The sequence below is a fragment of the Myxococcales bacterium genome, assembly GCA_016717005.1.
Taxonomy (GTDB): domain Bacteria; phylum Myxococcota_A; class Polyangia; order Haliangiales; family Haliangiaceae; genus UBA2376.
The window spans coordinates 1-25,358 of record JADJUF010000025.1 but is presented as its reverse complement, the minus strand read 5'-3'; the positions used below and the strand labels follow the sequence as shown (position 1 = coordinate 25,358).

Annotated in this window: 25 protein-coding genes; 13 read left to right on the top strand and 12 right to left on the bottom strand. The window is 74.9% G+C overall.

Annotated elements, in window-relative coordinates; genetic code table 11:
- Positions 1-143: 143 nt before the first annotated feature.
- From murJ to greB, 3 genes are all read right to left on the bottom strand, one after another.
- On the bottom strand, positions 144-1,721 hold the full coding sequence (gene murJ, locus IPL61_21560) for a murein biosynthesis integral membrane protein MurJ (GenBank protein ID MBK9033820.1): 1,578 nt from the start codon (positions 1,719-1,721) through the stop codon (positions 144-146).
- A gap of 66 nt (positions 1,722-1,787) precedes the next feature.
- On the bottom strand, positions 1,788-2,447 hold the full coding sequence (locus tag IPL61_21555; protein ID MBK9033819.1) for a hypothetical protein: 660 nt from the start codon (positions 2,445-2,447) through the stop codon (positions 1,788-1,790).
- A 42-nt stretch (positions 2,448-2,489) separates the two neighbouring features.
- Positions 2,490-2,996, bottom strand: a complete 507-nt coding sequence (gene greB / locus IPL61_21550) for a transcription elongation factor GreB (protein MBK9033818.1) — start codon at positions 2,994-2,996, stop codon at positions 2,490-2,492.
- A 114-nt stretch (positions 2,997-3,110) separates the two neighbouring features.
- On the opposite strand from greB, the gene IPL61_21545 reads away from it, so the two are divergent.
- A complete protein-coding gene (locus IPL61_21545; protein MBK9033817.1) occupies positions 3,111-4,478 on the top strand; it encodes a murein transglycosylase A in 1,368 nt (455 codons plus the stop codon).
- An 81-nt stretch (positions 4,479-4,559) separates the two neighbouring features.
- Here IPL61_21545 and IPL61_21540 read toward each other — a convergent pair whose 3' ends face one another.
- Both IPL61_21540 and IPL61_21535 read right to left on the bottom strand, forming a co-directional pair.
- Positions 4,560-5,231, bottom strand: a complete 672-nt coding sequence (locus IPL61_21540) for an SDR family oxidoreductase (GenBank protein ID MBK9033816.1) — start codon at positions 5,229-5,231, stop codon at positions 4,560-4,562.
- Positions 5,228-5,824, bottom strand: a complete 597-nt coding sequence (locus IPL61_21535) for a hypothetical protein (protein MBK9033815.1) — start codon at positions 5,822-5,824, stop codon at positions 5,228-5,230. Before IPL61_21535 ends, IPL61_21540 begins: the two co-directional genes overlap by 4 nt.
- Positions 5,825-5,915: 91 nt before the next feature.
- Here IPL61_21535 and IPL61_21530 point away from each other — a divergent pair, with 91 nt between their 5' ends.
- The 8 genes from IPL61_21530 (at position 5,916) to IPL61_21495 (ending at position 15,584) form a co-directional block, all read left to right on the top strand.
- The gene (locus IPL61_21530) at positions 5,916-7,238 is read left to right on the top strand and encodes an HlyC/CorC family transporter (GenBank protein ID MBK9033814.1); all 1,323 of its coding nucleotides are present in this window, start codon (positions 5,916-5,918) and stop codon (positions 7,236-7,238) included.
- A 63-nt stretch (positions 7,239-7,301) separates the two neighbouring features.
- Positions 7,302-8,588, top strand: coding sequence for a hypothetical protein (locus tag IPL61_21525; protein MBK9033813.1), 1,287 nt, complete (start codon positions 7,302-7,304; stop codon positions 8,586-8,588).
- A gap of 87 nt (positions 8,589-8,675) precedes the next feature.
- On the top strand, positions 8,676-10,811 hold the full coding sequence (locus tag IPL61_21520) for a hypothetical protein (GenBank protein ID MBK9033812.1): 2,136 nt from the start codon (positions 8,676-8,678) through the stop codon (positions 10,809-10,811).
- A gap of 130 nt (positions 10,812-10,941) precedes the next feature.
- On the top strand, positions 10,942-11,403 hold the full coding sequence (locus IPL61_21515; protein ID MBK9033811.1) for a MarR family transcriptional regulator: 462 nt from the start codon (positions 10,942-10,944) through the stop codon (positions 11,401-11,403).
- Positions 11,404-11,408: 5 nt separating this feature from the next.
- Entirely contained in the window at positions 11,409-11,969 is a 561-nt protein-coding gene (locus IPL61_21510) for a hypothetical protein (protein ID MBK9033810.1), read from the top strand.
- A gap of 112 nt (positions 11,970-12,081) precedes the next feature.
- A complete protein-coding gene (gene arsD, locus IPL61_21505) occupies positions 12,082-12,438 on the top strand; it encodes an arsenite efflux transporter metallochaperone ArsD (GenBank protein MBK9033809.1) in 357 nt (118 codons plus the stop codon).
- Positions 12,438-14,180, top strand: a complete 1,743-nt coding sequence (gene arsA / locus IPL61_21500) for an arsenical pump-driving ATPase (GenBank protein ID MBK9033808.1) — start codon at positions 12,438-12,440, stop codon at positions 14,178-14,180. Before arsD ends, arsA begins: the two co-directional genes overlap by 1 nt.
- Positions 14,181-14,237: 57 nt before the next feature.
- On the top strand, positions 14,238-15,584 hold the full coding sequence (locus tag IPL61_21495; protein ID MBK9033807.1) for a fatty acid desaturase: 1,347 nt from the start codon (positions 14,238-14,240) through the stop codon (positions 15,582-15,584).
- A 104-nt stretch (positions 15,585-15,688) separates the two neighbouring features.
- On the opposite strand, the gene IPL61_21490 is transcribed toward IPL61_21495, so the two are convergent.
- A complete protein-coding gene (locus tag IPL61_21490; GenBank protein MBK9033806.1) occupies positions 15,689-16,303 on the bottom strand; it encodes a class I SAM-dependent methyltransferase in 615 nt (204 codons plus the stop codon).
- Positions 16,304-16,423: 120 nt separating this feature from the next.
- Between IPL61_21490 and IPL61_21485 the strand changes: the two genes are divergently transcribed.
- Entirely contained in the window at positions 16,424-17,545 is a 1,122-nt protein-coding gene (locus IPL61_21485) for a c-type cytochrome (protein ID MBK9033805.1), read from the top strand.
- Between the two features lie 270 nt (positions 17,546-17,815).
- On the opposite strand, the gene IPL61_21480 is transcribed toward IPL61_21485, so the two are convergent.
- Entirely contained in the window at positions 17,816-18,394 is a 579-nt protein-coding gene (locus IPL61_21480) for a pyridoxamine 5'-phosphate oxidase family protein (GenBank protein MBK9033804.1), read from the bottom strand.
- 121 nt (positions 18,395-18,515) lie between these two features.
- Positions 18,516-19,064 (bottom strand): carboxymuconolactone decarboxylase family protein, encoded by a 549-nt coding sequence (locus tag IPL61_21475; GenBank protein ID MBK9033803.1) that lies wholly within the window; start codon positions 19,062-19,064, stop codon positions 18,516-18,518.
- A gap of 122 nt (positions 19,065-19,186) precedes the next feature.
- Here IPL61_21475 and IPL61_21470 point away from each other — a divergent pair, with 122 nt between their 5' ends.
- Positions 19,187-20,080, top strand: coding sequence for a LysR family transcriptional regulator (locus IPL61_21470; protein ID MBK9033802.1), 894 nt, complete (start codon positions 19,187-19,189; stop codon positions 20,078-20,080).
- A 124-nt stretch (positions 20,081-20,204) separates the two neighbouring features.
- Here IPL61_21470 and IPL61_21465 read toward each other — a convergent pair whose 3' ends face one another.
- Positions 20,205-21,257 carry a GNAT family N-acetyltransferase gene (locus IPL61_21465; protein MBK9033801.1) on the bottom strand — a complete coding sequence of 351 codons (1,053 nt, stop codon included), beginning with the start codon at positions 21,255-21,257 and terminating at the stop codon, positions 20,205-20,207.
- Between the two features lie 105 nt (positions 21,258-21,362).
- On the opposite strand from IPL61_21465, the gene IPL61_21460 reads away from it, so the two are divergent.
- Positions 21,363-22,883 carry a PLP-dependent aminotransferase family protein gene (locus IPL61_21460; protein MBK9033800.1) on the top strand — a complete coding sequence of 507 codons (1,521 nt, stop codon included), beginning with the start codon at positions 21,363-21,365 and terminating at the stop codon, positions 22,881-22,883.
- Here IPL61_21460 and IPL61_21455 read toward each other — a convergent pair.
- Genes IPL61_21455 through IPL61_21445 form a run of 3 tightly spaced genes read right to left on the bottom strand, consistent with a single transcriptional unit; the run spans position 22,807 to position 24,790 of the window.
- Positions 22,807-23,670 (bottom strand): hypothetical protein, encoded by an 864-nt coding sequence (locus IPL61_21455; protein MBK9033799.1) that lies wholly within the window; start codon positions 23,668-23,670, stop codon positions 22,807-22,809. The two genes, IPL61_21460 and IPL61_21455, sit on opposite strands and share 77 nt — an antisense overlap.
- Entirely contained in the window at positions 23,667-24,194 is a 528-nt protein-coding gene (locus tag IPL61_21450; protein MBK9033798.1) for a hypothetical protein, read from the bottom strand. Before IPL61_21450 ends, IPL61_21455 begins: the two co-directional genes overlap by 4 nt.
- Positions 24,191-24,790 (bottom strand): sigma-70 family RNA polymerase sigma factor, encoded by a 600-nt coding sequence (locus IPL61_21445; protein MBK9033797.1) that lies wholly within the window; start codon positions 24,788-24,790, stop codon positions 24,191-24,193. Before IPL61_21445 ends, IPL61_21450 begins: the two co-directional genes overlap by 4 nt.
- Before the next feature lie 162 nt (positions 24,791-24,952).
- Here IPL61_21445 and IPL61_21440 point away from each other — a divergent pair, with 162 nt between their 5' ends.
- On the top strand, positions 24,953-25,165 hold the full coding sequence (locus tag IPL61_21440) for a hypothetical protein (protein ID MBK9033796.1): 213 nt from the start codon (positions 24,953-24,955) through the stop codon (positions 25,163-25,165).
- Positions 25,166-25,358: the final 193 nt, after the last annotated feature.

Genomic DNA, 25,358 nt, shown 5'->3' with positions numbered 1-25,358 from the left:
TAGCTCCGTTGCGGTCCCGGCCATGTCAGCAACTTTCATGCCCTGGGTCAAGGCGAACTAACCGCGCGAGAACACGCGGACGACGTGCGTCACATGTGAACACACCGGCGGATGGTGTTGCCACTTGTCGACGGGCGGCGCCGTCAGCGCCGCAGCCGCCGCGTGAGCGCGCTCACTTCGGGCACCCGGAACGCGACCATTGGCCATAGGTACAGCACGCCATAGAGCGGCAGGGCCACGGCGGCGCTGACCAGCACGCCCCGGGGCGCGAGCGCGTGCAGCACCATCCACGTCAGCGCCCCGGCGACCACCGCGGCGCCGACCGCCCCGAGGATGAGCGCGACCGGCACCGGCACGTGGCCGATCCGACGGGCCAGCCAGCGGCGCAAGAGCTCGTACTCGATCCACGCGGCCCCGCCGGCGCTGGCGGTCAGGCCGAACGCGCCCCACACCGCGCTGTAGCCGAAGTGATGACGGAGCGGCAGCGCGAACGCCCAGCCCGCGACGAAGGTGATCGCCACGCGCACCAGCGCGGCGCGCAGCGGCGTCTTGGTGTCGCCCAGCGCGTAGAACGCCGACGACAGCAGCCGGCCCTGGGTCCCGGCCGACAGCCCGAGCGCCGAGCCGGCGAGGATGATCCAGACCGCGTGGGTGTCGCCGGCGTCGAACCGGCCGCTCTGGAACACCAGCCCGACGATCACGTCACCGAGCGCGACGAACGCGACCGCCGACGGCACCACCAGGAACACCACCCGCCGGAGCGCGCTGCGCAGGCGCCCGCGCAGGGCCGCGGCGATCGCGTCGGCGTCGCCGGTGGCGCGCGCCATCGCCGGCAGCTCGGCCGCCGACACCGCCATGCCGAACAAGCTGACCGGCAACACGTACAGCGTCTGGGCCGCGCTCATGCCCGCGACCATCGCCGGGCCGAGGTAGCTCGCGAGGATCTGATCGAGGTACGACGAGATCTGCACCGAGCCGCGGCCGATGAACACCGGGACGAACGCGCGCCAGGTGGCGCGCACGCCCGGATCGCCGCGCGCGATCGTCGGCCGGAGGCTGCCGAGCAGCCGCCACACCGTCGGCAGCTGCACCGCGAGCTGCGCCGCCGCGCCGACCACCGCGCCCCACGCCGCCGCCACCGCCAGATCGTCGCCGCGGCCGGCCCAGCGCTGGGCCGCGACCACCACCGCCGCGATCACCATCGCGTTCCACACCACCGGCGACACGTACGACAGGAAGAACTTGCCGTGGCTGTTCTGCACCCCCAGGCACCACGCCGACAGCACCAGCAGCGCGACGCCCGGGAACATGATCTGGACCAGGCGCACCGTCAGCGCGCGGGTGGCGCCGTGGAAGCCCGGGGCCACGAGGTCGACCAGCACCGGCGACGCCAGCACGCCCACGAGCGTGACCGCGGTCGCGACGAGGGTCAGGAGCGTGCCGACCGCCCGCGCCATCCGCTCGGCGTCGTCGTCCTTGCCCTCGGCGCGCAGCCGCGCGTAGACCGGGATGAACGACGCCGACAGCACGCCCTCGCCCAGCAGGTTCTGGAGCATGTTCGGGATGCGCATCGCCGCGCGGAACGCGCCGGCGGCGTCGCCGAGGCCGAGGTAGTAGGCCAGCACCCGCTCGCGCACGAGGCCGGCGACGCGCGACAGGAAGATGCCGAGCCCGACCGCGAGCGCACCGCCGAGGCGGCGACCGGATCGAGGCGCGGACATCGCGGCATTGTCGACGGCGGGCCCGCCCACGGCAAGCGCCGCGGCCGCCTCCAGCGCGACCTCGCGTCAGTACATCGTGCCGACCAACGAGTAGGTGTAGCCGTCGCTGGCGTAGGGATCGGCGCGGGTCCAGGTGCGCGCGACCGAGACGCCCCACCGGAAGTAGCGGTAGCCGAACAGGAGCACGGTCCCGCCGAGGCTGGTGTGCGTGCCGTCGATCGCGCGGCTGGATCCGTCGGCGAGCTGGTCGCTGCCGTCACCCCAGCTGTGGGCGAAGTCGAGCGAGAGCTGGCCGATCGGCGCCACCGACGCCCGCACGCCCCAGCCGGTCAGGTCGGTGGCACCCTGCAGCGCCCACGCGTGGCCGACGCCGACGCAGAACGCGCCCACGGGCAACGGGAACCGGGCCAGGAACGCGAGGTCGAGGTCGACCACGTCACGGTCGCCAGCGACCACGCCGTCGCCGGTGGCCGCCACGTTGCCCTTGCGCACCGCGCTCACGATCGAGAAGAAGTTGAAGATCTTTGCGAAGCCGTCCTCCACTAGATCTACGCGGACGAAGCCGGGTGGCACGCCGGTCTGGTCCTTGGCCACCGACCACATCGTGGCCTTGTCGCTGCTCGTCACCCAGCCGAGGACCGGCCGCGAGGCCGCGGTGTTGGGCCCCATCCCGACCGAGCAACCCGCGATCATCGCGGCGGTCACGAACACCAGCGTCGGGCGCATGCCACGACCATTGTCCGCAACCGGCGCGCCGGCGTCAACCGCCTACGCCTCGCGGTAGCGCACGCCGACGATCGTGAACGTGGCCGCGCCCTTGGGCCGGGCGACCGTGACCTCGTCGCCCGCGCGCTTGCCCAGGACCGCCTTGGCCACCGGCGAGTCGACGCTGATGAAGCCCTGCTTGGGATCGAACTCGTCGGGCCCGACCAGGCGGTAGACCTGCTCGCCGCCGTCGTCGTCCTCGAGCGTGATCCAGGCGCCGAACGCGACCCGGCCGCGATCGCGCGGGGTCTCGGTCACGACCGTGACCACGTCGAGCCGCTTGGCCAGGTACTCGATCCGGCGATCGATCTCGCGCAGGCGCCGCTTGCCGTAGATGTAGTCGGCGTTCTCGGACCGGTCGCCGAGCGCGGCGGCGTCGGACACCGCCTGGGTCACGCGCGGCCGCTCCTTGGTCCACAGCCACTCGAGCTCCTCGCGGAGCCGCTTCGCGCCCTCGGGCGTGATGTACTTCGCCGTGGGCGGGCGAGGGGTGCGATCACGGACCGACATCGCGCGCAGTGTACGCCGGGCGCGCGCGCGAGCCAGCGTTCTCGGCGATCGCGGCGCGCGGGTCGCCGACCGATTTCGGGAACACGCCGGCCCGCCGGCGCGTACGATCGAACAGTGCGACGCCTCGCCGCGACCGTCGTGACCATCGCGCTCGGGTGCAGCGGGGGCACGAGCGCGCCCGCGCCGGTCGCGCGGACGGACGATCCTGCCGGCGCGACCGCCGCGGCCGCGCCGAGCGACGCGCGCGCCGCCGTCGCCGCCACGGTCGTCGCCGCCGTCGCTCCCACCGTCGCCGCCACCGTCGTCGCCCCGGGCGCGCCCGTGACCGCGATCGAGCCGCCCTGCCCCAAGGTCACGCCGCGGCCGCCGCCGCCGCTCGATCGGATGCGCTTCGCGGCCGCGACCTGGGCCGACCTGCCGGCCTGGGCCGACGACCGCCACGCCGCGGCCGCGGCCGCGTTCGCGCGCTCGTGCCCGAAGCTGGCCGAGCTGGCCGACGCCGCGTGGGTCGGCCTCGACCGCCGGTTCGGCCGGGCCCGGCAGTGGCGCCGCGCGTGCGCCGCGGTGGCCGACCTGCCGGCCGGCGACGACGCCGCGGCCCGCGGGTTCTTCGAACGCGAGTTCGCGCCGTGGCAGGTCGCGGGCAAGCGCGGCCCGGTCGGCAAGATGACCGCGTACTTCGTGCAGCCGCTGCGCGCGTCGCGGACCCGCCACGATCAGTACCAGTACCCGATCTACCGCCGGCCGCCCGAGCTGGTGATGATCGACTGGTCGAAGTGCAGCCCGACCGGGCGCGGGCGCAAGCAGTGGGGCCGGCTCGATCCGGCCACCCACGCGCTGGTGCCGCTGCCGACCCGCGCCGAGATCCGCGCCGGCGCCTTCGCGGGCCGCGACCTCGAGCTGCTGTGGGTCGACGATCCGGTCGACGAGCTGTTCCTGCGGATCGAGGGCTCAGGCCGGGCCACGCTCGACGACGGCACCGAGGTCTGGGTCGAGTACGACGGCAAGAACGGCCAGCCCTACACCGGCCCGGCCCGGCTGCTGCGCGCGCGCGGCGAGCTGCCGCGTGGGCAGGGCACGATGGCCGGCATCCGCGCGGCGTTCACGGCCCACGGCGACGGCATGCACGAGATCATCGACGGCGACGCCTCGATGGTGTTCTTCAAGCTCGGCGACCGCGCCGGCGCGATCGGCTCCCAGGACGTGATCCTGACACCGCAGCGGTCGGCCGCGGTCGACCGCAACTTCATCGCCGCGTCGACGCCGCTGTGGATCGACACCGACGCGCCCCGGGTCAACGCCCGCGGCACCGAGCCGTGGCGGCACCTGGTCGTCGCCCAGGACACCGGCGGCAACATCAAGGGCGCGGTCCGGGCCGACCTGTACTGGGGCCCCGACGCCGCCGACGGCGACGTCGCCGGTCACCTCGGCGGCAAGGGCCAGTACTGGGCGCTCTTGCCGCGCGCGGTCAAGCCGCGCTGACGGACACGCGCCGCCCGACGCGCCGCCCGACGCGCGGACCGGTGCGCGATCGATCCGAGCTCCGCGCGCGGACCGGCCCGCTCACCACGGCGTCGTGCCGCCCTGCCAGTGCAGGAAGCCGCCCGACGTGCGCGCGTCGAGCCGATCGATCTGCGCCAGGATGCCGCGCGCCGAGTCGGCGACCGCGGTCGGCGCGTTGGCGCCGCCCATGTCGGTCTGGACCCAGCCGGGATCGATCACCGCGACGTGGATGCCGTCATCGACGAGGTCGCGGGCCAGGGTCCGGGCCGCCATGTTGAGCGCGGCCTTGGCCAGGCGGTAGCCGTACCAGCCGCCGCTGGTGTTGTCGGCGATCGAGCCCAGCCCCGACGAGATGTGCGCGACCTTCTTGCCGCGCCCGCGCCGCAGGTGCGGCAGGAGCGCCTCGGTCACGCGCAGCGGCGCCAGCGCGTTGACCGCGAGCGACCGCTCGAGCTCCGCGAAGTCGAGCCCGCCCAGGGCCTGGCCGTCGTCGGGCCAGACCCCGGCGTTGTTGACGATCACGTCGAGCGCGCCGTCGCCCAGCGCCGCCGCCAGGCGCGCGACCGCGGCGCCGTCGGCGACGTCGCAGCCGATGACCTCGAGCCCGGGCCCCGGCGCCAGACTGTCCGGATTCCGGACGACCGCGACGACGGCGTCGCCGCGCGCGCCGAGCTGCCGCACCAGCTCGCGGCCGATGCCGCGGTTGGCGCCGGTGACCAGCCAGCGGCTCACGCGGCGGCCCCGCGCCAGGCCGCGATCGCGGCGATGCCGTCGGCCGGCAGCCACACCGGCAGCCGCTGGCCCGGCGCGGTGCCGAACATGACGAACCCGACCTCGCCGCGGTAGCCGTTGTCGAACGCCGGCGGCCCGCCGACGTCGAGCCCGAGCTCGGGCGCGAACGCCACGCCCGGCTGGCCCAGGGCCCAGCCCGAGTGCGGCCGCAGGCCGAGATCGTCGCCGCCCTCGGTGCCGGTGCGCGCGACGACGAGCCGGCCCTGGGTCGTCGCGGCCACGTGCACCTGGATCGCGACGTAGCGCAGCTTGGCCCCCAGCAGCGCGGCGCCGGCCTGCTTGGCCAGCCGCCCGGCCTTGTCGCCGACCGAGTCGTGGAACTCCGGCACGGCCGGGCCGGTGTAGAGCTGGCCCATCCACAGGTTGCGCAGCAGCTCGCCCGGGGCCAGCTCGAACGCCGCGCCGTAGGTGTCGGTCAGGGCCTGCTCGGCGCCGACCGCGCTCACGTGCGCGCGCGTGCGCCGCACCATGATCATGCTGTAGGCGATCACGCCGATGATGGCGATCGGCGCGACGAGGTACATGGCGTTCATCGCGAGGGCGTAACACGAACGCCGGCGCATGGTCCGGACGCCCACCTTCGGGTACACTGCCGGCCGGCCGCCGGTGCGGCACGCCCGTGGGATGCTCGACTTCCTCCTGATCTTCGTCCTCATCGTCGGCAACGGCGTGTTCGCGGGGGCGGAGATCGCGCTGCTCTCGGTCCGCAAGACCCGCCTGACCGAGTTCATCCGGCGGGGCGACCGGCGCGCGATCGCGGTCCAGGCGCTGCGCAACCGGCCCGAGCGGTTCCTGGCCACGCTGCAGATCGGCCTGACCGTGGTCGGGACCGCGGCGGCGACCTTCGGCGGCGCCCACGGCGCCAGCTCGATCGCGGACCTGCTGCGATCGATGGGCGTCGATCACTCCGCCGACACCATCGCGCTGGCGCTGGTGATCGTGGCGATCTCGTTCGCGGAGCTGATCATCGGCGAGCTGGTGCCCAAGTCGCTCGCGCTGCGCTACTCCGACACGTTCTCGTTCGTGGTCGCGCGGCCGGTGTTGTTCCTGTCGCACGTGATGCGGCCGCTGGTGTGGCTCCTGACCGGGGTCTCGAACGTGGTCCTGCGAGCGTTCGGCGACAAGACCACCTTCACCGAGACCCGGCTGTCGCGCGACGAGCTGCAGGAGCTGGTCGAGGAGGCCGCCAAGACCGGCTCGGTCGACCCGCGCGCCTCGGAGATCGCGTCGCGCGCGCTCGAGTTCGAGGCGATCACCGTCGCCGAGGTGATGGTGCCGCGCAACCGCGTCGTCGCGCTCAAGCAGGGCGCCCCGGCCGAGGAGATCCAGCGGGCCATCCTCGAGGAGGGCCACTCGCGCATGCCGGTCTACGCCGGCCAGATCGACAACATCGTCGGCTACGTGGTCGCGCGCGACGTGCTGGCGCTGACCTGGGAGCGCGGGCTGGTGCAGTTCGCCGACATCCTGCGGCCGCCGTACGTCGTCGGCGAGCGCACCCGCGCGCTCGATCTGCTGCGCGAGATGCAGCGCCGGCGCGTGCAGATGGCGGTGGTCACCGACGAGCACGGCGGCCTGGCCGGCCTGGTGACGATCGAGGATCTGGTCGAGGAGCTGGTCGGCGACATCTTCAGCGAGGACGACGAGCCCGACGCGCTGATCGTGCGCGAGGCCAGCGGCACCGCCATCGCCCAGGGCTGGGCGCCGGTGCGCAAGGTCAACCGCGCGCTCGATCTGGACCTGCCGGTCGGCGCCGACCGCACCACGATCGCCGGCCTGTGCATGTCGCTGGCCCAGGCGATCCCGCAGGCCGGCGAGCGGCTGACCACCGAGGACGGCACCATCCTCGAGATCATCGAGGCGTCGCCGCGCCGGGTCCGCCGGGTCCGCATCCACCCGGTCGGGCTGCCCCGGCCGCCCGCCGACGCGGCCGCGGACACCGCGGCGTGACCTCCGGGAGGCGCCGATCCGCGTTGTCGGAGGCGTCCCGGGTCCGCTAGTATTCTGGCGCCGATGATGGTTGTCCGAGACGCAGTCGCCGCCGACCAGCTCGTCTACGCGTACCCGTATGCGGTGGGGCCGGTGGTCGACGTCTCGTGCGGCGCCGACGAGGTCGTGGTCCTGTGCCCGGCCTGGGCGGTCGGCGGACTCCTGGGCCCCGGCCGCCACCAGTGGCAGTCGCCCGAGCCCAGCAAGCCGCTCGCCGTCTACTTCGTGCTCGTCGGCCCGGTCGAGGTGCCGTTCGACATGGTCACGCAGTTCGCGCTGCCGGGCACCGGGACCCAGGTCATCGTGCGCGCCAGCGGCAGCGTGCTGGTCCGGGTCTCGGATCCCGGCATGCTGGTGGCGCAGTTCGTCGGGCTGCCGTTCGATCGCATCAACGACGGCCTCACCCACAGCGTGGCCCAGAGCGTCCAGCGCCTGCTCGGCAAGGTGCTGCCGCGCAAGATCGCGATGGCCGGGTCGCCGCGCGCGGTCACCGATCCATCGATGTGGGGGCCGCTGGCCGAGGAGCTGTCGGCCTACAACCCGACGGTCGGCTCGGTGTTCGGGGTCCAGTTCGGCCGCTTCGCGAGCCTCGAGATCCTGCAGGTCGGCCCCGATCTGCAGCCGCTCGAGGTGCCGATGCCGGCGCCGATGCCGACGCCGAGCTGGTCGGCGCCGCCCGAGGCCACGCCCCCCAACGGCGGGGCGCCAGCCCCCGCCGCCCGGGGCAACCCCGCGGCCGAGGCGTCCGGCTGGATCGGCGGCGCGCCCGAGGCCTCCGGCATGATCGGCGGCACCCCCGAGGCCTCCGGCATGATCGGCGGCACCCCCGAGGCCTCCGGCATGATCGGCGGCACCCCCGAGGCCGCCGGCATGATCGGCGGCGCCCCCGAGGCCTCCGGCATGATCAGCGGCAAGGCCGCGGCCTCCGGCATGATCGGCGGCAAGGCCGCGGCGTCCGGCATGATCGGCGGCAAGGCCGAGGCGTCCGGCATGATCGGCGGCAAGGCCGAGGCCTCCGGCGCCATCGGCGGGACGGCCGAGCCCGCGCCCGCGGTGGAGGACACCGCCAAGGGCCCGCCGCCCGAGGAGCCCAGCCCCGACACCGTCGCCGCCACCTCGGCCCCGGCGATCGAGGTGCCGACCGAGCCGGCGACCTTGCCGGCGGGCACGCGCGTGCTGGTCGCGCTGGCCGACGGCCTCCTGCACTCGGCGGTCGTCCGCCAGGCGCTGCAGGGCTACTACGAGCTCGAGGTCGGCGGCGCCGAGACGCCGCTGTGGGTGCCCGGCGTCGCGGTCGCGGCCCAGCCGTAGCGTCGCCGCCGCGGCGCGGCGCCACGTCGCGCGTTTTTTTGCCCCGCGAGGTCACACGGCCGCCGGCGCGGGCTCCATCCTGGTGCCATGTCGGATCCACGCCAGGGTTCACCCGATCAAGACGTCGCGCTCGCGCGCCAGGCCCTGGCCCAGCGCGACCTGCCGCACGCGCTGCACCACATCGGCTGCGCGCTCACCCACGATCCGATGGATCGCGAGCGCATGCAGCTCCTCAACGAGATCATCGCGGCCGCGCCCGATCCGATGGCGCTGGTCCAGCTCGAGGGCGACGTCAGCTTCGTCGACGCCGCCAACAAGAGCTACGTGCTGGCGTGGATGCGGCGCTGGTCCGAGGCCATGGACCTCATCACCGACGTCGCCGAGATCCGCCCCGACATCCCGTACATGCTGTGGTGCGAGTGGTGGATGAGCCAGGCCGGGGTCGTCGAGTCGATCCCGCTGCCCGAGCTGATCAGCGGCATCGCCGTCGACATCCTGAAGATCGCCTCGAAGTGTCCGGTGCCGATCCCGGCCGACGACCCCCGCAAGGCCACGCTCGAGTCGGGCGCGCGGATCCTGGCGACGTTGCGCGGGCTGCACCCGCGCGAGGGGTTGCTGTGGTTCGGCAGCTCGATGGTGGCGCGCCGCCTCGGGGGGGCCGAGGACGCGCTGCAGTTCGCCCAGCACGCCTACCAGATCGATCCGTCGTGGAAGAGCGCGATCGGCGTCGCCAACGCGCTGCGCGACGCCGCGCGCGTCGACGAGGCCGCCCAGTGGTTCGCGCGCGCCGGCAGCCACGACGCCACCGACGTCAGCGCCCACCTCGACTGCGGCGACATGATGCTCGACGCCGACCGCCTGGCCGACGCCCAGCAGCAGTACGAGGCCGCGACCCGCAAGGAGGCCGACCACCCGTGGGCGTCCGCGTCGCTCCTGTACCTGCGATTCCTGGCCAACCGCGACGAGGGCACCAAGCTGGCGCTCTTGCGCCTGACCGAGGACGAGCCCCCGAACCACCGCGCCAAGGAGCTCTACGCCAAGATCGATCCGCCGCGGCTCTTCATCAACCGGCTGCCGCACCCGGCCGACGCCTCGGCCAACGCGCTCGACGACATCTTCCAGCAGATGTTCCAGAACCCGGCCGAGCACCACGGCTCGACGGTGCGGCTCAAGCTGTCGCACGTCGAGTCGCCGAGCGTGGTCGCGTCGTTCTGGCTGCAGATGGAGATGTGGGGGCCGCAGGTCGGCCTCGACTACCAGGTCGAGACCGTGCAGACGCCGGACCCGCGCCTGCCCAAGACCCAGGTCCCGTTCACGGTCTGGTCGTGGGACGGGACCCAGCCCAAGCCCACGGTCGAGCGGCCGCCGGCCCCGATCGTCACCGCGGTCCACGGCCTCGCCGGCGAGCCGTTCGCCCTCGACGTGTGGGCGCCGATGGCCGAGCGCACCGCGGCCAAGCTCGGCGGCGCCGCCGCGATCGGCGGGCTGCTCGGCACGCTGGTGTTCCCGCCGCGGCCGCCGGGCTCGGCGTGGCGCGTGCTGCCGTGGGTGCAGCGGGCGCAGATCGCGACGACCCTGATCATCGCCCACTGCGACGGCCACACGCCGTGGGCCGGCAGCCAGCGGCAGCAGGCGCTGTACGCGCTGCTGTACGGCCCGAGCGACTGGACCACCGGCGCGGCGATCGTCGCGCTCGGCGTGCTGGCGCGGCGCGACCCGGCGATCCGCGCCGAGGTGGTGGCCGCGTTCGGCTGGCTGTTCCAGCAGATCCCGCGCGCGGGCTTCTGTTGCTGGGAGCTGCCGCTGGTCGTGACCTGGCTGACCTTCCCCGACGTCGACGACGTGACCCGGAAGCGCCTCGAGGACTACAAGGCCAGCATCTTCGACGGCAAGACCGGCTCGTCGTCGGTGCACATGTGCCAGATCGAGGCCAAGAAGTTCGACATGGCGGCCGAGGTGTCGGCGGCGCAGGCGGCGCAGCAACAGCTCGCCAGCGGCGGCGGCGGCGACCCCGACCCGGTGGTGTTCCCCGGCCAGCGCGTCGCCCGGCTCTCGGACTACGTCGGCCTGATGAAGGCGATGCAGTCCGGCAACATGATGGGCGCGCTCGGCCAGTACGGCCTCGACATGATGGGCTACGCGTCGGTGGCGACGGCGTGGGGCCAAAAGCTGGCGCAGGATCCGACGCTCAACGCCAAGTTCGCGCAGCAGATGGCGCGCTGACCCGGGCCGCGCGGCCCGCGGCTCGACGGTGCGCAGCGAGCGCGCGGCCCGCGGACCGGGCCGCGCGGCCCCGGGCCGGCGGCCCGCCCATGTAGTTGCGTGCGCAACTATCTCGTGGCACCGTCGGCGCGTGCCGACCCCCGCGCCCGCGCAGCTCCGCGCGCACCTGCACCGCGTCGTGCGGCGGTTCGGCGCGCTCGCCAGCGGCACGACGCCGTGCGGCCAGCCGCTGTCGATGGCGTACGCCCACGCGCTGATGATCCTGGCCGAGCACGGCCCGCTCACCCACCAGGCGCTCGGCGCGATCCTGTGCGTCGACAAGAGCACCGTCGCCCGCCTGGGCGCGCGCCTGGTCGCGCAGGGCCACGCGCGCCAGGCCGCGCCGCCCGGCGACCGCCGCAGCCGCGTCGTCGAGCTGACCGCCGCCGGGCGCCGGGTCGCCGGCACGGTCGAGCGCGCCAGCCACCAGCGGTTCGCCGCGCTCCTGGCCGCGGTCCCCGCCCGCCGCCGGGCCGACGTCGTCGACGCGCTCGCGCTCCTGGCGCGCGCGGTCGAGGCCCTGCCGCTCCACGCCCAGCCCCCATCGAGGTGAAGTCCATGCGTCCGTCCCTGCCCGTGTTCCTCCTCGTCGTCGCGAGCGCCAGCGCGTGCGACCGCCACGAGGCGCGCCCCGCCCCGGCGCCGACGACCACGCCGGGCGCGGCCGAGGCGCCGCCGGTGGCCTCGGCCGCCGCGGTGCTCGACGCCCTCGACGGGCGCAAGCCGATCCCGCTCCTGCCGATGATGGCCAACCACCAGAAGCAGAACATGCGCGACCACCTCGTGGCCGTCCAGGAGATCGTCGCGGCGCTCGCCACCGACGACTACGCGGCGATCGCGACCGCGGCCGGGCGCATCGGCATGTCCGAGTCGATGGGCCAGATGTGCGAGCACATGGGCGCCGCGGCGCCGGGCTTCACCGATCAGGCGCTGGCGTTCCACCGCACCGCCGACGGCATCGGCGTCGCAGCCCGGGCCGGCGATCGCGGTCAGGTGCTGACCGCGCTCACGGCCACGCTCACCGCGTGCACCGGGTGCCACGCCACCTGGCGCCAGCAGGTGGTCGATCAAGACGGCTGGGCCCGCGCGACCACGGCGCCGCCGCCGCACCATCCGTGAGTTCCAGAGGGTTCGTCGCCGAACCTGGGACGCCTGCGACGCGACGGCGCATTGACGACGGCCGCGGCGGCCGTACGTTGGGCTCGGCTCGATCGAGCCCGAGGAGTTCCGCATGTCCGTCACCATCCGCGTGTTCGATCCGGCGATGTGCTGCGCGACCGGCGTGTGCGGGCCCGGCATCGATCCCGAGCTGGCGCGGTTCGCCGCCGACGTGGCGTGGCTGCAGCAGCAGGGCGTCGCGGTCGAGCGCTTCAACCTGGCGCAGCAGCCGGCCGCGTTCGCGACCACGCCCGCGGTCAAGGACGCGCTGGCCCGCGGCACCGAGGTGCTGCCGCTGATCATGGTCGACGATCGCGTCGCGATCGAGGGCGCGTACCCCTCGCGCGACACCCTCGCGGCGCTGGCCGGCGTGGTCGTGCGCAAGCTGCCGGTGGCCGGCGGCTGCGCGCCGAAATCGGGCTGCTGCTGATGTCGGCGCTGGCCGAGCTGGTCGCCCGCGCGCCGCGCAACCTGTTCTTCACCGGCAAGGGCGGCGTCGGCAAGACCTCGGTCGCGTGCGCGACCGCGGTGGCGCTGGCCGCGCGCGGCCGCGCCGTGCTGCTGGTCAGCACCGACCCGGCCTCGAACCTGAGCGAGGTCCTCGCGACCGCGCTCGGCTCGACGCCGCGCCCGATCGCCGCCGTGCCCGGGCTGGCCGCGCTCGACATCGATCCGGTCCAGGCCGCCGCGGCCTACCGCGAGCGCATGGTCGGCCCGTACCGCGGCGTGCTGCCCGACGCGGCGGTGCGCAGCATCGAGGAGCAGCTGTCCGGCGCGTGCACGGTCGAGATCGCGGCGTTCGATCAGTTCGCGGCGCTGCTCGGCGACGCCGCCACGACGCGCGCGTTCGCGCACGTCGTCTTCGACACCGCGCCCACCGGCCACACGCTGCGTCTGCTCGAGCTGCCGGCCGCGTGGTCCGGCTTCCTGGCCGCGAACGTCGGCGGCACGTCGTGCCTGGGCCCGCTGGCCGGGCTGGCCGCGCAGGCGGACCTCTACCAGCGGGCGCGCGCGGCGCTGGCCGATCCGGACCAGACCGCGGTGGTGCTCGTGACCCGGCCCGAGCGCGCGGCGCTGACCGAGGCCGAGCGCACGCGCGGCGAGCTCGGCGAGCTCGGGCTCGCGCGGCTCGAGCTGGTGGTCAACGGCCGGTTCCGCGCCACCGATCGCGACGATCCGATCGCCCTCGAGCTCGAGCGCCGCGGCGAGGCGGCGCTGGCGGCGGTGCCGGCGGGCCTGCGCGCGCTGGCGCGGACCGAGCTGCCGCTGGTGCCGTTCGGCCTGATCGGCGTCGACGCCCTGCGCGCCCTGGCCGGCGATCCCGCCGCGACCGCCGCGACCGCCGCGACCGCCGCGACCGCCGCGCCGTCGGAGCGGCCGGCCCTGCCGACCTTGGCGGAGCTGGTGCCGGGCCTCGCCAGCGACGGCCGTGGCGTGATCATGACGATGGGCAAGGGCGGCGTCGGCAAGACCTCGGTCGCCATCGCCATCGCGCGCGCGCTGGCCCAGGCCGGCCACGCCGTCCACCTGACCACCACCGACCCGGCCGGCCACGCCGCCACCGCGCTCGGCGCCGAGGTCGCGGGCATCCGCGTCAGCCGCATCGATCCCGCGGCCGAGACCGCGGCGTACTCCGCGGAGGTGATGGCCACCGCCGGGGCCGGCCTCGACGACGCCGGCCGCGCGCTCCTGGCCGAGGACCTGCGCAGCCCGTGCACCGAGGAGATCGCGGTGTTCCGCGCGTTCGCGCGCCTGGTCGACGAGGGCGACCACGGCGTCGTCGTCATCGACACCGCCCCGACCGGGCACACGCTGCTCCTGCTCGACGCGGCCGAGACGTACCACCGCGACGTGCTGCGCACCGCCGGGCACGCGCCCGAGGAGGTCCGGCGGCTCCTGCCGCGCCTGCGCGACCCGGCGTTCACCCGGATCGTGCTGGTGACCTTGCCCGAGGCCACGCCGGTCCACGAGGCCGCGGCGCTGGCCCGGGACCTGGCGCGGGCCGACATCCGCCCGTGGGCGTGGGTGGTGAACCAGAGCCTGACCCCGCTGACGGTCCGCGACCCGGTGCTGGTCCGGCGCCGGGCGGCCGAGGCCCGCTTCCTCGACGAGGTCGCCGCGCTGGCGCCGCGGCTGGCGCTGGTGCCCTGGTCGAGCCGGTCCGCCGAATGATCGCGCGCTGACCAGACCGTGACAGGGCCGGCCCCCACCCTGAGCTAGGTTGCGGCCGTGTCGGCGCCCGCTCCCACCGAAGCCCTGCCCACGATCACCCTGGCCGAGCTGGCGCGCCACGGCGGCCAGGGCGGCAGCTACTGGATCGAGCTCGACGATCGGATCTACGACGTCAGCGGCTTCAGCGCGCGCCACCCCGGCGGCGGGCTCCTGGCGCTGGGCGCCGGGCGTCCCGCGACGACGCTGTTCGAGGCCTACCACCCGGGGCCGTCGCTCGACCGCGCGCGCAAGGCCCTGGCCGCGCGCGGCACGCTGGTCGGCACGCTGGCGCCGGCCGAGCGCACCCCCTACGGCGATCCCGCGTTCTTCGACGCGGTGCGCGGGCGCGTCGACGATCACCTGCGCGCGCGCGGGCTCGGCTACCACAGCCTCGGCTGGCTGGTCGCGCTCGAGGCGGCCGTGCTGGTGCTGGCGCTGGTCGCCGCGTGGGCGGTGCGCGTGCGCTACGGCTCGTACCTCGCGGCGGTGGTCGGCGGCCTCGTGGTCGCGCGGCTCGGCTTCGTCATGCACAGCGGCAACCACGCCGCGACCAGCCGCCGCGGCGGCGGCGCCCGCGTGCTCGGCGGGCTGATGGACTTCATCGGCGGCTCGACCCTGGTCTGGCGCTACGCCCACCAGGTCTCGCACCACGGCCAGCCCAACGTCAGCGGCGCCGACAACGACGCGGAGATCGGGTTCCCGCTGCTGCGCTTCCACCCGGCGCTGCCGCGCCGACGCTGGCACCGCGTGCAGGTGCTGACGCTGGCGGTGGGCATGAGCGTCGGGCTGGTGAAGTGGCTCTTCGCCGACTTCAGCCACCTGTGGCGCGGGCGCGCGATCCACGCCAGCTTCCACGTGCCGCGCGCCGCCTGGGTGCAGGTCGTGATCGGCAAGGCCCTCTGGCTGGGGATGAACGTGGTCGCGCCGGTCGTGCTGCTGGGTCCGCTCCACGGCCTGGCCACGACGATGGTGATGATGGCGGTGGGCGCCTACTACATGGAGGGCATCTTCATCGTGAACCACCTGCAGGCCGACCTCGTGCCGCGGCCCGGCGCGCACTGGGCCGAGCAGCAGGTGCAGGGCACCGCCAACTGGGGCTCGGGCAAGCGCTGGACCAACTGGGTGTCGGGCGGGCTCAACCACCAGATCGAGCACCACCTGTTCCCGAGCACGTCGATCTATCTGTACCCGACCATCTCGCCGATCGTGCGCGCCACCTGCGCCGAGTTCGGCCTGCCGTACCGCGACTGCGGCGGCTACCTGTCGGCGCTCGGGCAGTGCCTGAGTCACCTCCACGATCTCGGACGCCCGGTGACCGAGCCGGCCGCGGTCGCGCCGACGGCGTCGAGCGCGTCGACGATCTGACCCGCGCTCCCTGCTGGCCGCGTCGCCCCGCCGCGCTCCGCGCCGGCCGCGTCGCCGATCGGACCTGCGCGCAGCGTCGCCCGCCTCGACCGCGTGCCCGACGGTCAGCGCCGGGTCCAGCGCTCGAGCGGCCCGGTGGCGTGGTCGACCTGCAGCACGTCGAACGCCGCTGGCGCGCGGTTGCCGTAGCCGTGGTAGGTGACGACACGGCGGCCGGTCGGGAGCGCCAGCAGGCGCTCGCGGGTGGCGCGGACCTGGGCGAAGAACGCCGCTGGATCGCGACCGTCGGCGGGATCGAGGGGCGCCGCGCCGTCGTGTGATTGCTCGCCGTACGGGTTGAACAGGTACAGGCCGCCGTAGTCAGCCCAGTCGAGGTCGAGCGCGTCGCCGACCATGAACTCGACGTTGCGGGCGCCGAGCTGGCGCGCCACCTCGCGCGCGGTCGCGACCAGCGTGGGCCGGCGCTCGACCCCGACGAAGGTCGCCTGCGGGTAGTAGAGCGCCGCCGCGATGCAGAACTTCCCGACGCCGGCGCCGACGTCGAGCACCCGGGCGCCCGCGGCCGGGGCCAAGAGCCGCACCGCCAGCGCCGCCACGGCCACCGGCGTGAAGTGCACCGGCGCCACCTTCCACAGCGCCTCGGGCAAGAGCCCGTCGAACTCCTCGTCGGTCAGCGGCGACGGCGACCACGCGGACGGCAGCGGTGACGAGAACGGCAAGGGGCCATCGTGCCACGGCGCGTGTGGCGACGACAACGCGCAGACGTGGGAGGTGCGGCAGGGTGGCGCGCGACGAGTCGCCACCTTGGGTTCGCCCGAGATGGCGACATGGTGCGGCCCATGATGACGCAGTCGATCCGTACGCCCGTGTTCGTCGCCGCCCTCGCCGCCCTCGCGCTGGCGGGCTGCGGCAAGAAGTCGTCCGACAGCGGCAGCGCGGGCCCCGCGCCGGCGCCGGCGCCCGCGCCGAAGCCCGCCCCGCCGCCCGCGCCCGTCGGACCTGACCCGGCGCAGATCGCGGCGCTGTTCAAGCCGCTGCCCGCGAACTTCGATGACGCGACCGCGCCCGCGACCGCCGAGCAGATCGCGCTGGGGAAGCAGCTGTACTTCGACACGCGCCTGTCGAAGAACCAGGACGTGTCGTGCAACACCTGCCACGGCCTCGACACCTACGGCGTCGACGGCCTGCCGGTGTCCAAGGGTCACAAGGGCCAGGTCGGCGCCCGCAACTCGCCGACGGTCTACAACGCCGCCGGTCACTTCGCCCAGTTCTGGGACGGCCGGGCCGCGACGATCGAGGAGCAGGCCAAGGGGCCGATGCTGAACCCGGTCGAGATGGCGCTCGCCGACGACGCCCACGTGGTCGCGGTGGTCAAGTCGATCCCCGGCTACGTCGACGCGTTCGGCAAGGCGTTCCCCGGCACAGCCGACGCGATCACGTTCGACAACGCGGCCAAGGCCATCGGCGCGTTCGAGCGCAAGCTCGCGACTCCGGCGCCGTTCGACAAGTACCTGGCCGGCGACGCCGCCGCGCTCGGCCCGGACGCCACCAAGGGCCTGGCCCTGTTCGTCTCGAGCGGCTGCACCGCGTGCCACACCGGCCCGCTGCTCGGCGGCTCGATGTACATGAAGACCGGCCTGACCGCGCCGTACGCCGACACCACCGACCTCGGACGGTTCGGCGTGACCAAGGTCGAGACCGACAAGTTCATGTTCAAGGTCCCGAGCCTGCGCAACATCGCCAAGACCGCGCCGTACTTCCACGATGGCAAGATCGCCGATCTGCCGACCGCGGTGAAGGAGATGGGCCGGCTGCAGCTCGCCAAGAGCTTCACCGACGACGAGGTCAAGCTGATCGTCGCGTTCCTCGACGCGCTCACCGGCGACCTGCCGACCGATCTGATCACCAAGCCCGAGCTGCCGAAGTCGGGCCCCAAGACCCCCAAGCCCGATCCGTCGTGATCGCGGCGCTGGCCGACTTGTCCTGATCGCCGCGCGGGCCGCCCCGGCGCGATCGCCGCGCGGGCCGCCCCGGCGCGATCGCCGCGCGGGCCGCCCCTTCGTGATCGCCGCGCGGGCCGCCCCGGCGTGATCGCCGCACCGCCCCGGTCGTGATCGCGGCGCTGGTCGCCCCGGCGTGATCGCAGCCCTGGCCGACCGGTCGTGATCGCGGCGCTGGTCGACCGGTCGTGAACGCAGCGCTGGCCGACCGGTCGTGATCGCGGCGCTGGCTCAGCCGGGCCGCGCCGCGCGCAGCGCCCGGTTGTCGGCCTCGAGCTCGGCCAGGCGCGCCCGCAGCGGGGCGACCGCGGCGTCGACCTCGGCCTCGGTGTAGCGCGGCACGATGTGCTGCGGACAGTTCCAGTCGAGGCCCTCGACGGTCAGCACCAGCGCGCGCTCGACCTTGGCGTCGTAGCCCGCCACCGCGACCTCGGCGATCAGCGCCGGATCGTCGGCGGCCTCGACCGCGCGGGCCCGGGCCAGCACCTTGAGCCGCGCCTGGTTGGGGTAGTCGACGAAGATCAGCGCGACCCGGTCGTCGTCGGCGAGGTTGCCGACGGTCAGGTACTGCCGGTTGCCGCGGAAGTCGGCGAACGCGAGCGTCGCGTCGTCGCGCACGCGCACGAACCCGGGCGGGCCGCCACGGTGCTGCACGTACGGCCAGCCGGTGGCGCCGACGCTGGCCAGGTAGCAGCTGTCGCGCGCGCCGATGAAGGCGCGCTCGTCGGGGCCCAGGCGGTCGGGCCCCGCGGTCGTGCGGGCGCGCCCGTAGGCCCGGCGGCTGCCGGCGCGGGCCTGGAGGGCCTGCACCGACGGCGTGAACGCGAGGTCGCGGTTGCTGGGGGTGGTGGGTCAGGCTTGTTCTGCCCGGTCCCCGGGAGTTCGCGTCCTGAGGGCGGGCTTCCCCGGGGGGGCCACAGCTCCTGGAAGCTCAGCGCGGGCGGACCGCGACGACCGGGAAGTCGACGTCGGTGTCGGCGACGCTGTTGACGTAGTTGGTGAGCGTGTTGAGCGCGACGTGCAGGACGATCTCGAGCACCTGCGCGTCGTCGTAGCCGGCGGCCCGGACCGCGGCCAGGTCGGCGTCGCGGACGTGGCCGCGGGCCCGCGCGACCTGCACCGCGAACCGGACCGCGGCGGCCGCGACCGGATCGCTCGAGCCGCCGTCGCGGTTGGCGGCCAGCTCGGCAAGGTCGAGCTGGGCCCGGTGCGCGCCCAGGTAGCTGTGGGCCGACAGGCAGTAGGTGCAGCCGTTGGTCTCGGCGATCGCGACCGCGATGCGCTCGCGGGTGCGGGCGTCGAGCGCGCCCTGGCCGAGCGCGCCCGCCAGGCCGAGGTAGCCCGCGAGCGCGGCCGGGCTGGTGGCGACGAGCCGGAACAGGTTGGGCACGCTGCCGAGCTGGCGCTGCACGCCCTCGAGCTGCGGCCGGGCGGCGGCGGGGACGTCGGCGATCGTGGCGGGGATGGCGATGCGAGACATGGTCGGGGTCCTTGGTTGCGGCGGCGACAGTGCCGGCCGATGAGCGCCACCATGGGCCCCGCGCCGAGTTGCAACAATCAGCGCAGTTGACACGACATCATTTCAGAATATGAAATAACGAAATGGACCGCCTCGACGCCATGACCGCGTTCGTCACCGTGGCCGAGCTGCGCGGGTTCGCGCCGGCGGCGCGGCGCCTGGGCCTGTCGCCGCCGGCGGTGACGCGGCTGGTGGCGGGGCTCGAGGCCCGGCTGTCGATCCGCCTGCTCCAGCGCACCACCCGCTCGGTGGCGCTGACCGACGCCGGCGCCCGGTTCCTCGAGCGGGCCCGGCGCATCCTCGGTGACGTCGCCGAGGCCGAGGCCGCCGCCCGCGCCCACAAGAGCGCGCCCGCGGGCCGGCTGGTCGTGGCCGCGCCGACGGTGTTCGGTCGGCGCGAGGTGGCGCCGCTCCTGTGCGAGTTCCTGACCAGGTACCCGGCGGTGACCGGCGAGCTGACCCTGGCCGATCGCGTGGTCCACCTGATCGACGAGGGCGTCGACGTGGCGGTGCGGATCGGCCACCTCGACGACTCGTCGCTGACCGTGCGCAAGGTCGGCGAGACCCGGCGGGTGCTGGTGGCGGCGCCGAGCTACCTGGCCGGTCGCACGCGCGTGCGCGCGCCCGCCGACCTCGCCGACCACGCGCACATCCAGTTCACCGGCCTGCAGGCGACCCGCGAGTGGCGGTTCGTGCGCCGCGGCCGCGAGCTGCGCGTGCCGCTGCGCCCGGCCTTCGTCACCAACAGCGCCGACGCCGCGATCGGCCACGCCGAGCTCGGCGGCGGCGTGGCGATGGTGCTGTCGTACCAGGTCGTCGACGCGCTCGCCGCCGGACGCCTGCAGGTCGTGCTGCCGTCGTTCGAGCCGCCGCCGCTGCCGATCCAGGTGGTCTACCCGAGCGCGCGGCTGTTGTCGGCCGCGGTGCGCGGGTTCGTCGACCTGACCGTGGCCCGCCGCACCTGGCGGTTCGTGTGATCGGCGGCGCGCGCATCACGCGGTCCGCACCAGCTCGGCGCGGCCACGCGGTCCGCGCCAGCTCGGCCCGTCGGCAGGTCCGCGCCAGCTCGGCGAGTCCAGGCGGTCCGCGCCACTCGGCCGGTCACACGGTCCGCACCATCTCGGTCGTGACGAAGCCGCGGGGCGGCACGGTCGCGCGATCGACGAAGCCGAACTTCGCGTACAGGCCCTGGGCGTCGCGGGTGCCGAGCATGACGGTCGCGGTCGCGCGCACCGCCGGGTGATCGAGCACCAGCCGGGTCAGCGCCTGGCCGACGCCGCGCCCGCGCCAGGCCGGGTCGACGATGACGTCGTAGATCCAGCCGCGCTTGGCGCCGTCGCTGAGCGCCCGGGCGCTGCCGATCAGCGCGCCGCCGTCGGCGCGGGCGCCGACCCACGCGGTCGAGCCGCGCTGGGCCGCGGCCAGCTGCGCCCGGGTGAAGCCCAGGTTCCAGTAGGTGCCGTCGAGCAGCGCGGCCACGTCGTCCGCGGCCTCGGGCGGCAGCCACGGGTGCAGCGTCACGCCGGCCGGCGCGGCCAGGAACGCGGGCGTCGGCGCGGCCGGGTTGGCGGCGCGCACCAGCTCGATCGCGCGCACGTCGCCGGGCTCGCCGCGCTGCCACAGGCTGGCGAGCAGGGAGGTGAGCTGCGCCGGCGTGCGGTTCTGCGCCAGCTTGGCCTTGCCGTCGACGCGCTCGAGCCGCAGGCCGGCGACCATGAGCCCGTTGACCGCGGCGCGGTACATCGGATCGTCGGCGGTGATCGGGCGGTAGCCGCCGTCGGGTTGCAGCTTGGTCATCAGCGCCTGCAGCGCCCGCGCCTTGTGGTGCGGCTCGGTCAGGAGCTCGATCGGACCGTGGACGCTGACGCTGCGGTAGTAGGTCGTGGCCGGGCACGCCTTGACCGGATCGAAGAAGGTGCTCGGCACCACCGCGACCACCTCCTCGGCCACCGCCACCGCCGGGCGCCCGACCGCCTCGGTCTTCTCGCCCTTGGGCGCGCTGTGGAACGCCAGGTAGTCGTCGACGATCACGCCGTGGAGCGTGCGCAGGAGCGGCGAGCCGTCGGGCGTGGTCGTGGCCAGGTGGAACGTGGGCTGGGTGGCGAGGAAGGCGCGGGCCTCGGCCGGCGCCATCGCGAACTCGGAGCGACGCATGGCCACACCCTGGCCGCGAACTGGTCTGGTGATGAGTGCCAGTCTCGAAAACTCGACTAGACCAGTTTCGGACCGGCGCCCGGCGCGGCTACGCTGGCGATCGCCATGCCGCGCGCGCCGCTGTCCCCGCAGGTCGGGCCCGAGGGCCCGCGGTTCCTGGCGATCGCGCGGGCGTTCACCGACGACATCCGCCGCGGCCGCCTGGTCGCGGGCGCGCGCCTGCCGTCGAGCCGGGCCCTGGCGCGCGACCTCGGCGTCCACCGCAACACCGTGCTCGCGGCGCTGGCCGAGCTCCAGGCCCAGGGCTGGATCACGACCGCGCCGGCCCGCGGCACGTTCGTGTCCGAGGCGCTGCCGGCGCAGCCGACCCGGGCGCCGACCCGCGACCGCGAGCGCGCGGGCTTCGTGCTGCCGCCGGCGCTGATCACCCCGCGCGCGCCGCCGCCGCGCCGCCGGGGCGCGCTGTCGCTCGACGGCGGCATCCCGGATCCGCGGCTGTTCCCGGTCGACGCGCTGGCCCGGGCCTGGCGGCGCGTGGTCCGGCGCGCGGCGCCGACCTTGCTCACCTACGGCCCGCCCGAGGGCCACCCGGCGCTGCGCCAGGCGCTGGCGGCGCTGGTGCGCTCGACCCGCGCGGTGCCCGCGACCGCCGCGCACGTGCTGGTCACGCGCGGCAGCCAGATGGCCCTCGACCTGTGCGCGCGCGCGCTCTTGCGCCCAGGCGATCGGGTCGCGGTCGAGGCGCTCGGCTACCGCCCGGCCTGGCACGCGCTGATCCTGGCCGGCGCCGAGCTGGTGCCGATCGCGGTCGACGGCGACGGCCTCGACGTCGACGCGCTGGCCGCCGCCCACGCCCGCGCGCCGATCCGCGCGGTCTACACCACGCCTCACCACCAGTACCCGACGACGGTCACGATGAGCGCGGCCCGGCGGCTCGCGCTCGCGGCCCTGGCGCGCCGCCACCGCTGGGTCGTGCTCGAGGACGACTACGATCACGAGTTCCACTACGACGGCCGCCCGGTCACGCCCCTGGCCGCCGACGACCCCGACGGCCACGTCGTCTACATCGGCACGCTGTCGAAGGTGCTGGCGCCGGGGCTGCGGCTCGGCTTCGTCGTGGCGCCGCCGCCGGTGATCGCGCTGCTCGCGTGCTGGCGCGGCGCGATGGACCGCCAGGGCGATCAGCCGATGGAGGCCGCGGTCGCCGAGCTGATCGACGACGGCGAGCTCGAGCGGCACATGCGCCGGATGCGCGTCACCTACCAGACCCGGCGCGACGCGCTCGTGGCCGCGATCGAGGCCCAGCTCGCCGGGCACCTGACGGTCGCGCGCCCGCGCGGCGGCATCTCGCTGTGGGCCGCGGTCGCGCCCGGCGTCGACCTCGAGGCCTGGGCCGCGGCCTGCGCCGCGCGCCAGGTGTTCGTCGCGCCGGGCGCGCGCTACACCTTCGACGGCCACGAGCCGGGCGCGCTGCGCCTGGTGTTCGCGCCGCACACGCCGGCCGAGCTGACCCGCGCGATCGCGGTCTTGGCCGCGACCGCGCCCCGCCCTACTTCCCGATCACCTTCCGGGTCTGGGTCAAGGCGCCGAGCCGGGCCTTCCGGATCTTCGCCTCCTCGGCGGTGATCGCGTCGACCAGGCGATCGATCTCGGCCTGGTTGGGGTTGGCGCCCGCGACCACCTTCTTGAGCTGCCGACCGAGCTCGACCACCTTCTTCTGGGCCGGCTCGGTGATCTTGTCCTCGTCGGCCGCGATCTTCTCGAGCGCGGTCACCTTGGCCGGATCGAGCTGGACGTCGTCGGGATCGAAGTCGAGGTCGAGGTCGAGGTCGAGGTCGAGGTCCGGCGCGTCGACGTCGCCGCCGAACGGCCCGAACGGGAGGCCCCGCAGCCAGCCGAGATCGGGATCGTCGAACGGCGAGCTGTGCGCGCCCGGCGCCCACGGATCGCCGCCGAGGTCGATGCGCACGCCGCCCTTGTGGATCCGGATCTTGGCGTCCTTGCCGGCCTGCTTGAGCGCGCGCTCGACCTCGTCGGTGATCTTGTCGGACAGATCGGCGCCCAGGCCGTTGAGATCCGACAGGTCGATCAGGTCGCTCGGGTTGCCCGAGCTCTGGGCCTTCTTCAGGCTCTTGAGGATGCGGGCCTTGATCGACGGCGGGATGTCGTCGTTGCCCTCGAGCTCGGCGATCGTCTCGGCGAGCGCGGCGCGCATCTCGACCTTGATCTGCGCGCTGATGTCGGGCATCGCCGGGGGCCTGGGGGCCTTGGGCGGCTTGGGCGGCTTGGGGCCCTTGGGCGCGGTCGGCGGCGCCGGCGGCGCCGGCTGGGCGCCGGCCGATCCGACCAGCGTGGTGGCGCTGACGAGCATGCCCGCCAGCAACGAGGTGAGCGCGACGGTGGTGCGGGTCATCGGGATCCTCCAGTGCGAAGTCGGTGCTGATCGAGGAGCGCTCGGTGCGAGCGCAGGGGCGCCTCGATGTCCTGCCAGGGCGCGGCCGGCGCCATGGCGCGATCGAAGCGGGCGAGCTCGAGCAGCTCGCGCGCGCGCGCGGGTTGCTCGGACGGGACGTGGGTGGCGAGCGCGGGGCGCAGCGCCTGGTCGCGGGGCGCGTGGCGGACCTGCTGCACGCTGACGAACATGAGCAGCACGGCCGCGGCCGCCGCCACCGCGACGGTGGTGATGCGCCGGCGGCGCCGGACGACGATCCGCCGGTGCGCGCCCGCGGTCATGCGGGCGGAGAAGCCGGGGCCGGGATCCGCGGCGCGCGCGGTCCGGGCCAGCGCCCGCGGCAGCGCGACCAGGGCGGCGCAGTCGGCGCAGCCGTCGAGGTGCGCGCGCTCGGCGTCGGTCAGCGGCGCGCCGGTGGCGACCGCGCCGGCGACGAGGTTGCAGCGATCGGAGGGAGCGAGCGCGGGACGGACGGGGGTAGTCATGGCGACACCTCGAGGAGTTCACGCAGCCGGGCGAGCCCGCGCACCAGGTGAGTCTTGGCCGTCGCCTGCTCGACCCCGAGCATCTGGGCGATCTCGGGGACCGGGAGGTCGTGGCCGTAGCGGAGCACCAGCGCGGTGCGCTGCTTGGATGGAAGGTCGCCCATGCGGGCGATCAGCGCGGCGATGTCTTGCTGGGTGCCGAGGGCGTGGTCGGCGGCCTCGGGCGCCGGCGCGTGCAGGCGCGCGCCCAGCGCGTCGGCCGGCAGGCCATCGCCCTCGACCGGCGTCGCCTCGCCGTCGTCCGACACCCGCTCGAGCCAGCGGCCGAAGACCGCGCGGCGCAGGCGGCGGCGGCGCAGCACGCGCAGGCAGCCGGTGGTCACGATGCGCAGGAACCAGCCCGGCGCCGCGACCAGATCGCGCAGCTCGTGGAGGTTCTCGCAGGCCCGGGCCAGGGCGTCCTGGACGGCCTCCTCGGCCTCGGCCCGGTTGCCCAGCAGGTCGTAGGCGATGGCGTAGGCCTTGCGGGCCGGGGCGCCGGCCAGCTCGGAGAGGACCCGGGCGCGCAGCTCGCTGGCGCCCGGCGCGATGGGCACGGAGTCGCTGGTCAAGAGGGTTGGGCCTCGCGCGAACACTGTACCGGCAAGGAGCCCCACCGCGGGCCAGCGGTTGACACCGCCGCGACGCATTCTCGCGCTGGACAGGACCGCTGCGATCCCGAAGGCTTACGCCCCGGCGGCGTGGTATCCATGGCCCGCGTGACGTACTTACCACCCCAGGTGATCGGGCTGGTCCTGGCCATGGCCGGGGTGGCCGGCGTCGCCCTGATGGTCGGCATGCGGGTCTCGATGCGGCGCGACCTCGAGCCGCTGTCCTGGCGCGCCCGCCTCGCCCTGCTGGCGATGCTCGCCATCGCCGGCGCCGGCGCCTGGGTCGTCTACGGCCTCGCGCGCTCCGTCATGGATCGCTGACCCGCGCGCTCCGGTGTCAGCGCACTCGCCGGGCGTCCGTTCGCCGGGTGTCACCCGATCGGGAGCGCGCCGCGCGCACGGGTGTCCGCGCTCACGGGTGTCACCCGATCGGGAGCGCGCCGCGCGCACGGGTGTCACCCGATCGGGAGCTGGATCGGCGCGCAGATCGACCCGACGGGTGTCACCCGATCGG

Bases quoted from the DNA above. Each gene is read 5' to 3' on its own strand.
- murJ (MBK9033820.1), bottom strand. From the start codon at position 1,721: ATGTCCGCGCCTCGATCCGGTCGCCGCCTCGGCGGTGCGCTCGCGGTC.
- IPL61_21555 (MBK9033819.1), bottom strand. From the start codon at position 2,447: ATGCGCCCGACGCTGGTGTTCGTGACCGCCGCGATGATCGCGGGTTGC.
- greB (MBK9033818.1), bottom strand. From the start codon at position 2,996: ATGTCGGTCCGTGATCGCACCCCTCGCCCGCCCACGGCGAAGTACATC.
- IPL61_21535 (MBK9033815.1), bottom strand. From the start codon at position 5,824: ATGAACGCCATGTACCTCGTCGCGCCGATCGCCATCATCGGCGTGATC.
- IPL61_21530 (MBK9033814.1), top strand. From the start codon at position 5,916: ATGCTCGACTTCCTCCTGATCTTCGTCCTCATCGTCGGCAACGGCGTG.
- IPL61_21525 (MBK9033813.1), top strand. From the start codon at position 7,302: ATGATGGTTGTCCGAGACGCAGTCGCCGCCGACCAGCTCGTCTACGCG.
- IPL61_21520 (MBK9033812.1), top strand. From the start codon at position 8,676: ATGTCGGATCCACGCCAGGGTTCACCCGATCAAGACGTCGCGCTCGCG.
- IPL61_21510 (MBK9033810.1), top strand. From the start codon at position 11,409: ATGCGTCCGTCCCTGCCCGTGTTCCTCCTCGTCGTCGCGAGCGCCAGC.
- arsD (MBK9033809.1), top strand. From the start codon at position 12,082: ATGTCCGTCACCATCCGCGTGTTCGATCCGGCGATGTGCTGCGCGACC.
- arsA (MBK9033808.1), top strand. From the start codon at position 12,438: ATGTCGGCGCTGGCCGAGCTGGTCGCCCGCGCGCCGCGCAACCTGTTC.
- IPL61_21485 (MBK9033805.1), top strand. From the start codon at position 16,424: ATGATGACGCAGTCGATCCGTACGCCCGTGTTCGTCGCCGCCCTCGCC.
- IPL61_21475 (MBK9033803.1), bottom strand. From the start codon at position 19,064: ATGTCTCGCATCGCCATCCCCGCCACGATCGCCGACGTCCCCGCCGCC.
- IPL61_21470 (MBK9033802.1), top strand. From the start codon at position 19,187: ATGGACCGCCTCGACGCCATGACCGCGTTCGTCACCGTGGCCGAGCTG.
- IPL61_21465 (MBK9033801.1), bottom strand. From the start codon at position 21,257: ATGCGTCGCTCCGAGTTCGCGATGGCGCCGGCCGAGGCCCGCGCCTTC.
- IPL61_21460 (MBK9033800.1), top strand. From the start codon at position 21,363: ATGCCGCGCGCGCCGCTGTCCCCGCAGGTCGGGCCCGAGGGCCCGCGG.
- IPL61_21455 (MBK9033799.1), bottom strand. From the start codon at position 23,670: ATGACCCGCACCACCGTCGCGCTCACCTCGTTGCTGGCGGGCATGCTC.
- IPL61_21450 (MBK9033798.1), bottom strand. From the start codon at position 24,194: ATGACTACCCCCGTCCGTCCCGCGCTCGCTCCCTCCGATCGCTGCAAC.